The organism is Nocardiopsis kunsanensis DSM 44524 (assembly GCF_000340965.1).
GTDB classification, from domain to species: domain Bacteria; phylum Actinomycetota; class Actinomycetes; order Streptosporangiales; family Streptosporangiaceae; genus Nocardiopsis; species Nocardiopsis kunsanensis.
On the sequence record NZ_ANAY01000010.1, the window covers coordinates 65212 to 77161 of the forward strand.

Below are 11950 nucleotides of genomic sequence, written 5' to 3' on the forward strand. Positions count from 1 at the left end.
AGTTTTCGGGAAAGCGCGTTGGAGTGCCGTTTGCCGGACGTGGAGCGGATCACAAAGGAAAGAGTGGGGAGGAGGAATCCGGACAGTCGTGTGGGATCGGGGAAACGCAAGGGTCGTGTGTCACCAGTCTGCAGGGTCTTGTGGCCCATGGCGGCCGGTGATTTCCACCGGATTCCGCCGGGAGGTTCCGGATCCGGGCCGGAGGGGACGGGCGCGGTGAATCCGGGGCTGCTGGAGAGGATCGCGGACTTCGGAACACGGCCCCGAAGATCTCGCTCAGGACAATTTCACGGGGCCTGGGGAGGGAAACCCCCTTCCAGGACGCGGAGTGTGTCGGACCGGCCCGTGGCGCCCGCCGGCGAGCCTTCCCGATCCTTCCGGAACAGGGCCGCCCCTCTGAAGGAACCAGGGCATCGGTGGAGAACAGCAGGCCCGTCCCCCGGGTATTGGCGAGAGCGGTTCGGGAAAATGGTGCAGCCCCTCGGAGGCCGGGGCGGGGAGGCCGGCTCGCCGCGTGTTCTGGGGGTCGGAGTGGAACGCCGGGGCGCCGAAAATCTGGAACGGACCCCTCCTCCTGCGCAGCCGGGAGAGGGGAGCCGGTTCCTTCGCATTCCTGCTCGCGTGTGCAGGGAGAAGGGATCCGGTGCGGTATCGGTTTCCGGCGGAAAGAATGGCCGGGGCGGACCGTCCGGGGGCGAACACCGAGAAGGGGCCCCTCCCTTCTCCGTGAATGTCCGGTGAATGCCAGGGCCCGGACACCGGGTACACCCAGAGGAACCCCTCACCCCTGGCGTGGACGCACCGTCCTCCACCACCCCCGCGGAACCCGCCCCCCGGGAACCACACGGGTGCACCGCTCACGCACGGCCTTGACCAGCTCCCCGTTGGGGCGGTCGCTGCGCTCCACCCAGGCCCGCGCCTGGTCCGCGTCCGCGCCCCCGCGTAGCTGGCGGCGCACCAGCCTGTGCTCGCGGTCGGCATCGGGCACCTCCACGTACCACAGCTCGGTGTAGATCTCCCGTGCCGAGGACCACGGCTCCTCGTCGGAGGCCAGGTAATTGCCCTCGGTCACCACCAGCCGGGTGTGCGGAAGCACCACGTGCCGGGCGGCCACCGGTTCGTGCAGGCGGCGGTCGTAGTCGGGCACGTAGACCGGGTGGCCGGTCTCCACCGTCAACCGGTGCAGCAGCGCCACGTACCCGTGGGCGTCGAAGGTGTCGGGGGCGCCTTTGCGGTCGCGCCGGCCCAACCGGTCCAGCTGGGCGTTGGACAGGTGGAACCCGTCCATGGGCAGGTACCCGGCCGCGCCCCTGCCCAGTTCCTCCTCGATCCGGTGGACCAGGTAGCGGGCGAGTGTGGACTTTCCGGCGGCGGGCGGCCCCGTCAACGCCAGGACCGTGCGCCGGCCCTCGCGCGAGGGGACCAAGGACAGTGCGTGCTCGACGAGGGACTCCGGCATGAACGAAAGACTACGGCCCCGGCCCCCGGACCCGGTCCGGGGGCCGGGCAACGGCGTGTGGGCGCCCTCCTCAGAGCGCCTGGCCCACGTGGGCCAGCGCCTGACGCACCAGGGCTCCCTGGCCTCCGGTCATCTCTTCGCGCACCTTCGGGTCCGCGGCCTCCTCCGGTGTGAGCCAGACCAGGTCGAGCGCGTCCTGCCGGGGCTGGCAATCACCGGTGACCGGAACGATGTAGGCCATGGCCACGGCGTGCTGACGGGGGTCGTGGAAGGGGGTGATGCCCGGGGTGGGGAAGTACTCGGCGACGGTGAACGGCTGCAGGGAGGCCGGGATACGCGGCAGGGCCACCGGCCCCAGGTCCTTCTCCAGGTGGCGCAGGAGGGCGTCGCGGATGCGCTCGTGGTAGAGCACACGCCCCGAGACCACCGACCGGTTGAAGTCCCCGCTCTCGTCGGCGCGCATGAGCAGCCCGATGTGGGTGACCATGCCCGCCTCGTCGACACGGACGGGGACGGCCTGCACGTAGAGCAGGGGCATACGCCCCCGGACGCTCTGGAGTTCCTCGGCGGAGAACCAACCGGGTTGGGTGTCGGCGGTGTCGGTCATCGGGTGCGCGGCGGGCCCGGAACGGGAACGCCGCTCCCTCCCTTCGTTGGACGCGAGGTGTGCCCTATCGCTTCTACCGCACAGGCCCGGTGAACGCACAGTGCCGTGAAGGCCCGGAGTGTCCGAGAGAAGACCATGAGCGAACAGTGACCGTGTGCACTTCCGTATGTCCGAGTGGTGAGAAAGGGCTGACCCCGGGGGGTGAAGGCCCCCGAAGCCTCTCCGGAGAGGTTACGATCTCGCAGGCGGTCGCGTAGTGGAAAGAGTGCGTCCAGTGAGAGGTGGCCCAGTGGCGAACGATGCCGGGTTCTCGGTCCGGGAACGCTTCCGCTGCTCGGGGGCGACGGTGGTGCCCGTCCACGGCGAGATCGACCTGGCCACCGCCGACCACCTGCGTGACCGGCTCCTGCGCACGGCTCGCCACCGTGCTCACGACTGCCTGGTCGTGGACATGTCCGGGCTCGACTTCTTCGACGCCAGCGGGGTGCGCTCCCTGGTCGCGGTCCACCACGAGCTCACCCGCCAGGGGCGCCATCTCGCCCTGGCCGAGCCCGCCCCCGTGGCCGCACGGGTCATCCAGGCCCTCGAACTGGAGAGCCTCTTCGAGGTCTACCCCGTGGTCCGGATGGCCCGCGCCCACGCCGACGGGCGCCCCGTCCACCACGCCCCCGACACCGGTTGCACGGTGCCGGGCACGAGCTGACCGGGCGCCCCGCCGGAACTCAGGGAAGCACCGGACGTTCCGGTTGCCCGTCCTGGTCCTCCACACGCTCCACGAACGGCGCCAGCAGATCCGGCACGGCTTCGTCGGCCCATGCCAGACCCTGGCCCAGACCCACGTCGGTGGCGGTGTACTGGCCCTCGCCGGCCGCGGTCGTGGCCGACACGTCCGCCAGGCCCAGCCGCCGTTGGAAGGGCGAGCGGGTGATGCGCCAACCGATGACGGCCGAACGTTCCACCGCCACCGTGGTGCGCACCGCCATGCCGCTCCGCACCACCAGATGGTGCGGGTGCACCGCGTGGCCCAGGTTCCGGTAGGAACCCGCCGCGTACCAGAACGCCGCCGCCCCGAAGAGCACCGCCGCGGCGAACCAGCCCCACACCGGCGCGCCCTCAGCGGCCCCGGAGGTCAAGGGCACGCCCATGGTCTCGACCTCCACCGAGCTCCAGATCCCGGACCAGGGCCCACGCACCTGGACGTGCGCCCACGCCAGCCCCCCTGCCGCCGCCGCGCCCGCCAGTGCGGCCGTCCCCGCGCGGGTGAACCGGCGGCGCAGCGCCGCACGCGGGTGTGCTCGGGGGGCCGGGTCGAAGGGGGAACCGGTGGTCCGCAGCAGGGCGGCGGCCAGCTTCCGTGCGAGCTTCCCGGGCATGGCGGGGGACAGGCGGCTCTTGGCGGCGGTCTTCTCGTCGTCGCCGGCGGAGAGCCCCGTGGCCACCGCCCGGACCTCGGCGCCGCCCACCGAGCGCAGGACGAAGGGTTCACGCAGCGTCACGCCGTTGAGCCGCCGTCCCTCCACCGACAACGACACACTGGTCAGCAGGCCGCGGCGCAGCCGCACCGTCCCGTCGGGCTGCCGGATCAGGCGGTAGTTCCACCAGGTCTCCACCGCCACTGCCAAGGTGACGACCGCCCCCAGGAACAGCAGAGCGAGCAGCGCCCCCGGCACCAGCAGCAACAGCCGTCCCATGATGAACGAGCTGATCTCCGCCCTGCTGGGCAGGCCGAACCGGCCCGAGAGCCATTCCCAGCCCTCGCCGCCCGTCTGGGCGTTGATGCTGGCCAGAGTGGCCAGTACACCGAAGCCGATACCGAGAGTGGCGCCGGTGGCGGGTGCGTAGGCGAACCAGCGCGGGTCCAGCCGCGCCAGCTCCTCGTCCTCCCCCTCGCTCCCGCTCTGCCCGTCCTCACCGGCGGCCTCCGGGACCGGGCCGCGCTGCAGCAGCTCACGCCGCAGCTGTTCGCCCTGTCCGGCGGTGACGAACTGCAGCTGCAGCTGTTCGGAACCGCCCGCCCCTGCAGCTTCCCCGGTACCTACGGTGACCGTGCACAGACCGAACACACGCGCGTACAGGGGCGCGGCCACGTCGACGCTGCGGACCCGCTCGCGCGAGATCGAACGGTAGGCCTTGGCGATCAGGCCCGAACGCATCTCCATGCGTTCGTCGGTGACCCGGTAGCGCACCGCCCGCAGCCGCAGCAGGTCCAGGTAGGTCGTCCCCGCGAGGACGAGGACCGCGGCGGGGACCGGCAGCACCGCCCACCACCAGGCCCAGGGCGCGAGGGCCAGACCGATGGTCAGACCGATCGCCACCGGGGCCGTGAACAGTACCCCGACGGCGGCGTCGGCCCACACGCTCAGCCGGCTCAGGCCTTGCCAGGCGCCGGCCGGTTCCTCCTCGTTCGGGCTCATGTGGCATCCCCCGGGGTGGCCTCGGTGGTCTCGGTGAGCTGGTCGACCACCTCGGTGGCCAGTGTGTGGTCCAGGCCGCTGATCTCGATCGGTCCGGCCGCCGAAGCGGTCGTCACGGTGACGCTGGAGAGCCCGAAAACGCGCTGGAGCGGTCCCCGTGCGGTGTCCACGGTCTGGATGCGCGACATGGGGGCCACACGCCACTCCTGCCACACCCATCCGCTGGAGGTGTAGACGGCGGTGTCGGTGACCTCCCACCGGTGCACCCGGTAACGCCACTGCGGCATGACCACGGTGACGGCCAGACCGACCGCGGCCACGGCCGCCGTCGTGAGCAGGAACCAGGAACGGATCGGTTCGACGAGGACCGCCGGTACGGCCGGGACCGCTGTCACGGCCACCGTGGTCATCAGGGCCCGGGTCGTCCACCACATGATCGCGCGCCGGTCCACACGGTGGCGGGGCGGGCGCAAGCGTAGAACCTGATCGCTCATCGTGGCCTCGTCTCCTCTCGAGGGGGTTGGGGGGTCTATTTAAAGTGATATCACAATGCTATGCTCGAGTCATCACTCGACAAAAGGAGAAATCCGTGCCTGAGGTACCGTCCGTTACCGATACCGCCCCCCAGCACCGCGAACGCGACACCTCCGGGGCAGCAGGGGGCCCCATGCTCCTGGCGTCCCTGGCCCTCGTCCTGGTCGGCATCGCCGTCGCCTTCGCGCCCGCCGTGGGCATGCCCGAATTCCTCATCGGGGTCGGCCTCGCGATCGTCCTGGCGGGGGGCTTCCTCTCCATCGGGCTGACGATGGTCGCGCCCAACGAGGCCCGCGTCGTCCAGCTCTTCGGGCGCTACGTGGGCACCATGCGCGCCGAGGGTCTGCACTGGGTCAACCCGCTCACCGTGCGCACCAAGGTCTCCACGCGCATCCGCAACCACGAGACCTCCGTGATGAAGGTCAACGACGCCTCCGGCAGCCCCATCGAGATCTCCGCCGTGGCCGTCTGGCAGGTCGAGGACACCGCACGCGCCTCCTTCGAGGTCGACGACTTCGTCGAGTTCGTCTCCATCCAGACCGAGGCCGCCGTGCGCCACATCGCCGGCAAGTACCCCTACGACTCCCACGACGACGTCCACGCCTACTCGCTGCGCGACAACGCCGAGGCCATCACCGAGGAACTCTCCGAGGAGGTCGTCGCCCGCGTCGAGTCGGCCGGGGTACGTGTGCTCGAGACCCGCTTCACCCACCTGGCCTACGCCCCCGAGATCGCTCAGGCCATGCTCCAGCGCCAGCAGGCCGGTGCTGTGGTGGCGGCCCGCCGCGAGATCGTCGAGGGGGCCGTCGGTATGGTCGACCGTGCACTGGAGATCCTGGCCGCCGACGAGGTCGTCGACATGGACGAGGAACGCAAGGCCACCATGGTCAGCAACCTGCTGGTCGTGCTGTGCTCCGACACCCCCGCCAGCCCTGTCGTCAACACCGGAACCCTCTACCAGTAGGGGGGAGAGGCCGTGTCCGAGCGCAAGAAGGTGCTGTTGAGGCTCGATCCGGCCGTCCACGACGCCTTGGCGCGGTGGGCCGGCCAGGAACTGCGCAGCACCAACGCCCAGATCGAGTTCGTCCTGCGCCGCGCCCTCGACGAAGCCGGCCGCATGCCCAAGGACGCGGGAGACCTGCCCCGCCGTGGCCGCCCCCGCAAACGCCGCTCGGAAACAGGCGAGGACACACCCGGTGAGGAAGACCCCTCCCAGGACCGGTGAGAGCCCGGTCCACCCCCTGGACCGGCCGCCTCGCACCGAGGCGGCCGGTGGCCTTCCCGAGCGTTCCCGGCGGGCCGCGTGAACCGGGAGCCGAGCGGGGAACGCCGACGGCCGGGCCCGGGAGGCGGGGTTCAGCCGATGGCGGCGGCCGCGGCCCGTCCGGCGGTGCGGCCGGAGAACATGCAACCGCCCAGGAACGTGCCCTCCAGGGCGCGGTAGCCGTGCACCCCGCCGCCGCCGAACCCGGCGGCCTCACCGGCGGCGTAGACACCGGGCAGCGCACTGCCGTCCGAACGCAGCACCCGCGCGTCCAGATCGGTGTGCAGCCCGCCCAACGTCTTGCGGGTGAGCAGGTGCAGGCGCACCGCGATGAGCGGGCCCGCCTTCGGGTCCAGGATCTGGTGCGGGGCAGCCACCCGGCCCAACCGGTCGCCCCGGTAGGAACGCGCGTTGTGGATCGACATCACCTGCAGGTCCTTGGTGAAGTCGTTGGCCATCTCCCGGTCGCGTGCGACCACCTCGCGGGTGACCGTGTCGGCGTCCAGGGCACCGTCGCCGGCGATCGCCTGCATCTTCTCGATCAGCGCCGGCAACCGGTCGGCCACAGCGAAGTCCACCCCGTGCTGCTTGAAGGCCTCCACCGGCCCCGGGGCACCCGGCAGCACCCGCTGCAGGACCAGCTTCAGGTCCTTTCCGGTCATGTCCGGGTTCTGTTCCGAGCCCGACAGGCCGAACTCCTTCTCGATGATCTTCTGCGAGAGCACGAACCACGTGTACTCGTGGCCGCCGGCCATGATGTGCTCCAGAGTGCTCAGCGTGTCGAACCCGGGGAAGTTGGGCGCCGGCAACCGCTCACCGGTCGCGTCCAACCACAGCGACGAGGGCCCGGGCAGGATCCGGATGCCGTGCCGCTCCCAGACCGGGTCCCAGTTGGTGATGCCCTCGGTGTAGTGCCACATCCGGTCGCGGTTGACGATCCGGGCACCGCTCTTCTCCGCGATGCCCAGCATCCGCCCGTCCACGTGTGCGGGCACGCCCGAGAGCATGTGCTGCGGAGGACTGCCCAGCCACTCGGGCCAGTTGCGCCGCACCAGGTCGATGTTGCCGCCGATCCCCCCGGAGGTGACCACCACTGCCTGCGCCGACAGCTCGAAGTCACCGACCGTGTCCCGGCTGCTGGCCCGGCCGCGCTCGACGTCGCTGGGGGCGAGCACCGCCCCGCGCACGCCGGTCACCGTGCCGCCCTCGACCACCATCTCGTCCACCCGGTGACGGAACCGCAGCTCCACCCGGCCGCTGTCCACGGCTGCGCGCACCCGGCGTTCGAAGGGGGCCACCACCCCCGGCCCGGTACCCCAGGTGATGTGGAAACGCGGAACGGAGTTGCCGTGCCCGCCGGCCAGGCCCCCGCCGCGCTCGGCCCAGCCCACCACGGGGAAGAAGGACATGCCCATCTTCTTCAGCCAGGCGTGCTTCTCCCCGGCGGCGAAGTCGACGTAGGCCTCGGCCCACTTGCGGGGCCAGGCGTCCTCGGGGCGGTCGAAGCCGGCCGTTCCCATCCAGTCCTGCAGGGCCAGCTCCGCGGAGTCGCGGACCCCCATACGCCGCTGCTCGGGTGTGTCCACCAGGAACAGTCCGCCCAACGACCAGTGCGCCTGCCCGCCCAGGGACTGCTCGGGCTCCTGCTCGACCAGCAGCACCCGTTTGCCCGCCTCGGCCAGCTCCGCCGTCGCCGCCAACCCGGCCAGACCGGCACCCACGACGATCGCGTCGGCCTGTTCGGCTCTCTCGCTCATCCGCTTCCCTTCGTTCTGCGGTCCGTGCCCCGGACCCGGCGGGCGCGCTCGCCCCGACTGTGCCGCGCACCGCGACGCGGCCACAAGGGCCGGACCTACCGCGGTACACATCGGTGACCGGAGCGTGACCGGCGCCCCGGCCTCAGGCGCCGAAACGCACCAACGAACGCCCGCCACGGCCCCGGCGCATCCGGTCGAAGGCCTCGGGCAGCTCTTCGAGGGCGATCTCGTCGGTGATCATCGTGTTCAGGCGCAGATCACCCGAACGCACCAGTTCGGCCACCACGGGGATGTCGCGGTCGGGATCGCTGGAGCCGTACACGCACCCGCGCAGGGTCCGTGCCTGGTGGAAGAGTTCCAGGGCGTTGAAGGAGACCTCGTCCTCCACGCTGCCCACCCCCACGACCGTGACGGTGCCCCCGCGCCTGGTGGAGTTCCAGGCCGCACGCACGACCTCGGCCGACCCCACGACCTCGAAGGCGTGGTCGACGCCGCGCCCCTCGGTCCGGGCACGCACGTTCTTGGCCAGGGACCCGTCGGCGAGCACGAAGTCGGTGGCGCCCAGGGAACGTGCCAGCTCCTCCTTGTCGGGGGAGCGGTCCACCGCCACGAGCGGGTCGGCGCCGGCCAGGCGGGCCGACTGCAGCAACGACAGACCCACACCGCCCAGCCCCAGCACGGCCGCGGACTGTCCCGGACGCACCTGGGCGGAGTTGTTGACCGCGCCCCAGGCGGTCAGGACCGCACACCCCAGGACGGCGGCCACACCCGTGTCGATCCCCTCGGGGAGGGGGACCACGGCATTGGCGGGTACCACGGTGGCCTCGGCGAAGGCCCCGATGTTGAGGCCCGGGTGCAGGGGGGTGCCGTCGGGGAGCTCGGCGTAGGGACGGGCCGCCCCGTCCAGGGCGTGCTCGCACAGGTGGGGTTCACCCTGGCGGCAGTGCCAGCACGTACGGCAGGCCGGCTCCCAGTTCAGCGCCACGAGCCGGCCGGGGGACAGGCCCGACACACCCTCACCGACGGCCTCGACGGTCCCGGCGCCCTCGTGGCCCAGCACGGCGGGCCACTTCTGGGGCAGAGTGCCGTTGGACAACGACAGGTCGGAGTGGCACACGCCCGCGGCCGACAAGCGCACACGCACCTGACCGGGACCGGGATCGGGCAGGACGATCCCGCTGATGCGCGGGTCGGCGTTGAGACCGTCGAACACGGCGGCCTTGACAGTGGTGGGCATACGGGGGGCCTCCAATCGCGGAACTGCCGCGACTCTAGCAATACCGACCAGTCGGTCAAGGATGGGGGCAGCCGCTGAGGGAGACACACCCGGGCAAGGGTCTTTGCCCGAGCATGCCCGGGTATATCCCCAGCATTCCCACTCGGAAGCCAGAACCCGGCCCACAGGGAGGTCCCATGGCCCGAACGAGCGGCGCACGGACACAGCGCCACTTCCTGATGTGTCCGCCCACCCACTTCGCGGTCGAGTACGCCATCAACCCCTGGATGGACCCCTCCGTGGCCGTCGACCGCGACCGCGCCCTGGACCAGTGGTCCCGCCTGCGCGACCTCTACCGTGCCCTGGGGCACCGCGTCAGCGAGATCGCCCCCATCGAAGGCCTGCCCGACATGGTCTTCGCCGCCAACGGCGGCCTGGTCGTCGACGGACGCGTCTACGGAGCCCGCTTCGCCAGCGCCGAACGCACCCCCGAGGGCCCCGCCTACCTCGACTGGTTCCGCAAGGCCGGCTACACCGAGACCCGCGAACCCAAACACGTCAACGAGGGCGAGGGCGACTTCGTCGTCCTCGACACCCTCGCCCTGGCCGCCACCGGTTTCCGCACCGAGGCCGCCGCCCACCAGGAGGCCGAACGCTTCCTGGGCCGCCCCGTGGTCACCCTCCAACTGGTCGACCCCCGCTTCTACCACCTGGACACCGCCCTGTTCGCCCTGCCCGGCAACACCGTCGCCTACTATCCACAGGCCTTCTCCGCGGGGAGCCTGCGCGTACTCGAGGCACTGTTCCCCGACGCCCTCCTGGCCACCGAACACGACGCCGCCACCCTGGGGCTGAACTCGGTGTGCACCGGCACCGACGTCGTCATGGCCGCCGAGGCCGCCGACCTGGCCGAGCGCCTGCGCCGCCGCGGGCACACCGTGCACACCGTGCACATGGACGAACTCCGCAAGGCCGGCGGCGGAGCCAAGTGCTGCACCCTCGAACTGCGTCCGACCCCCGACTGAGGAACGCCGCCGCCCCGGGTGCTCCCGGGCACACCGGGGCGGCCACGGCCCGCGCGAGTCCCAGGACCCGACGTGTGCGGCCGTCGGCGGTCCCCGAACACGGGCCCGTCCCGGCCGGGTGGCTTCCACCGGCCCGAGGCACGACACTGGTGTATCCACAGCGAAGACGAGCTCAGGGGACTCATGTCTTTTCCGTCCTTGGACACGGCGCTACCGGCAGGGGTCGACGTCCGTGAACACGCACGTCTGCTGCGCCGCGTACACGACGCGGCTCTGAGCGGACGCCCCGCCCCGGCACCACCGCGACCGGTCGTGCGGGACTCCTGGGCCCGCGTGCGGCGCTTGGGAATCGACCCCGACAGCGGGCCGCCTCCGCGCACCGCACGCCCGGAGGAACTGCACCGCGACCGCACCGCCTCGCCCATCGCCGAAGTCCTGCCGCTGATCCGCCGCTCACTGGTACCGGTGGCCGAGCAGGCCGACCACATCATGCTCGTCACCGACGCCGCCGGACAGATCCTGTGGCGCGAGGGCTCCTACCGCGTACGCTCCGTGGGAGACCGCCTCGGACTGATCGAGGGCGCCTACTGGAACGAGGCCAGCACCGGGACCAACGCCATCGGCACCGCCCTGGCGGTGGGCCGGCCGGTGCAGATCTACTCGGCCGAACACTACGTACGCAACCTGCACACCCTCACGTGTGCGTGCGCGCCCGTGCACGACCCCCGTGACGGCCACCTGATCGGCGCCGTCGACGTCACCGGCCCGGTCTCGACCGTGCACCCCTCCACCCTCGCCCTGGTCCACACCGCCGCCCGGCTGGCCGAGGCCCACCTGCAGAGCATGCACCACACCCACCTGGAGCGCCTGCGCTCGGTGGCTGCGCCCATGCTGGCGGGGTTGAACGAGCCGGCCCTGGTCGTGGACGAGTCCGGTTGGACAGCTGCGGCCGTGCACATGGAGCCGGTACGCAGGGTCCTGCTGCCCCGCCACCGGAACGGGGCCGGGACCACCACGTGGCTGCCCGCTCTGGGGGAGTGCTCCCTGGAACCGCTGCCGGGCGGATGGCTGGTGCGTCCCGGACCCCGCGGCGAGTCCACCCCCGTCTCGGTCACGCTGGACCTGGCCGCTCCCGAGCCGACCGTGGCCGTGGCCGGACACAGCGGGGAGTGGGCCTACCGGCCCTCCCCGCGCCACACCGAGCTGTTGCTGCTGCTGGCCGTCCACCGGCACGGGCGCACCGCCCGCCAGCTCTCCCAGGACCTCTTCGACTCCCCCGAACACGTGGTCACCGTCCGCGCCGAGCTCTCACGCGTGCGCCGCAGGCTCGGGGGCATCATCGAGAGCCGCCCCTACCGGTTCGACAGCGAGGTACGCGTGCGGGTGCACGTGCCCGGTGGCCCTGAGGGGCTGCTGCCCTCCTCCACCGCCCCGGCGGTGCGGCAACTGCGGCAGACGGACGCCGAGAGGATCACGGGCATGACCATCGGTCACCCCTAGGCAACCCGGTGCAACCGTTGCTGTCGTTGCGCGGGTGTACTGGACTGGGAGCGCGCAGCCCGGGCGGGGCCGTACTCCGAGCACGGCCCCGCCCGGGGAACCGGGTACGGGCCCTGCCGTGCCACGAGGGGGGCTGCGGGAGGGACACGAGCACGACGTACCCGGTGCCTGTGC

11 protein-coding genes are annotated in these 11950 nt (G+C 71.7%); 5 read left to right on the forward strand and 6 right to left on the reverse strand.

What is annotated here, in order from left to right; translation table 11 throughout:
• Positions 1-781: 781 nt before the first annotated feature.
• Together D456_RS0108050 and D456_RS0108055 are read right to left on the reverse strand one after the other, a co-directional pair.
• Positions 782-1459, reverse strand: coding sequence for a nucleoside/nucleotide kinase family protein (locus D456_RS0108050; RefSeq protein ID WP_017575660.1), 678 nt, complete (start codon positions 1457-1459; stop codon positions 782-784).
• Positions 1460-1529: 70 nt separating this feature from the next.
• Complete coding sequence (locus D456_RS0108055) at positions 1530-2066, reverse strand: NUDIX hydrolase family protein (protein ID WP_017575661.1); 537 nt, start codon at positions 2064-2066, stop codon at positions 1530-1532.
• 289 nt (positions 2067-2355) lie between these two features.
• Here D456_RS0108055 and D456_RS0108060 point away from each other — a divergent pair, with 289 nt between their 5' ends.
• A complete protein-coding gene (locus D456_RS0108060) occupies positions 2356-2769 on the forward strand; it encodes an STAS domain-containing protein (RefSeq protein WP_017575662.1) in 414 nt (137 codons plus the stop codon).
• A gap of 19 nt (positions 2770-2788) precedes the next feature.
• Here D456_RS0108060 and D456_RS23820 read toward each other — a convergent pair whose 3' ends face one another.
• Positions 2789-4480, reverse strand: coding sequence for a PH domain-containing protein (locus D456_RS23820; protein WP_017575663.1), 1692 nt, complete (start codon positions 4478-4480; stop codon positions 2789-2791).
• A complete protein-coding gene (locus D456_RS0108070; RefSeq protein WP_017575664.1) occupies positions 4477-4974 on the reverse strand; it encodes a PH domain-containing protein in 498 nt (165 codons plus the stop codon). Before D456_RS0108070 ends, D456_RS23820 begins: the two co-directional genes overlap by 4 nt.
• A gap of 95 nt (positions 4975-5069) precedes the next feature.
• Here D456_RS0108070 and D456_RS0108075 point away from each other — a divergent pair, with 95 nt between their 5' ends.
• On the forward strand, positions 5070-5978 hold the full coding sequence (locus D456_RS0108075) for an SPFH domain-containing protein (protein WP_026115680.1): 909 nt from the start codon (positions 5070-5072) through the stop codon (positions 5976-5978).
• A gap of 12 nt (positions 5979-5990) precedes the next feature.
• Positions 5991-6239, forward strand: coding sequence for a hypothetical protein (locus tag D456_RS0108080; protein ID WP_017575666.1), 249 nt, complete (start codon positions 5991-5993; stop codon positions 6237-6239).
• Positions 6240-6370: 131 nt separating this feature from the next.
• Here D456_RS0108080 and D456_RS0108085 read toward each other — a convergent pair whose 3' ends face one another.
• Entirely contained in the window at positions 6371-8035 is a 1665-nt protein-coding gene (locus tag D456_RS0108085; RefSeq protein ID WP_017575667.1) for an FAD-binding dehydrogenase, read from the reverse strand.
• A gap of 142 nt (positions 8036-8177) precedes the next feature.
• A complete protein-coding gene (locus D456_RS0108090) occupies positions 8178-9272 on the reverse strand; it encodes an alcohol dehydrogenase catalytic domain-containing protein (protein WP_017575668.1) in 1095 nt (364 codons plus the stop codon).
• A gap of 176 nt (positions 9273-9448) precedes the next feature.
• Here D456_RS0108090 and ddaH point away from each other — a divergent pair, with 176 nt between their 5' ends.
• Together ddaH and D456_RS0108100 are read left to right on the forward strand one after the other, a co-directional pair.
• Positions 9449-10276 carry a dimethylargininase gene (gene ddaH / locus D456_RS0108095; RefSeq protein ID WP_017575669.1) on the forward strand — a complete coding sequence of 276 codons (828 nt, stop codon included), beginning with the start codon at positions 9449-9451 and terminating at the stop codon, positions 10274-10276.
• 183 nt (positions 10277-10459) lie between these two features.
• The gene (locus D456_RS0108100) at positions 10460-11776 is read left to right on the forward strand and encodes a GAF domain-containing protein (RefSeq protein WP_017575670.1); all 1317 of its coding nucleotides are present in this window, start codon (positions 10460-10462) and stop codon (positions 11774-11776) included.
• The last annotated feature ends 174 nt before the right edge of the window (positions 11777-11950 follow it).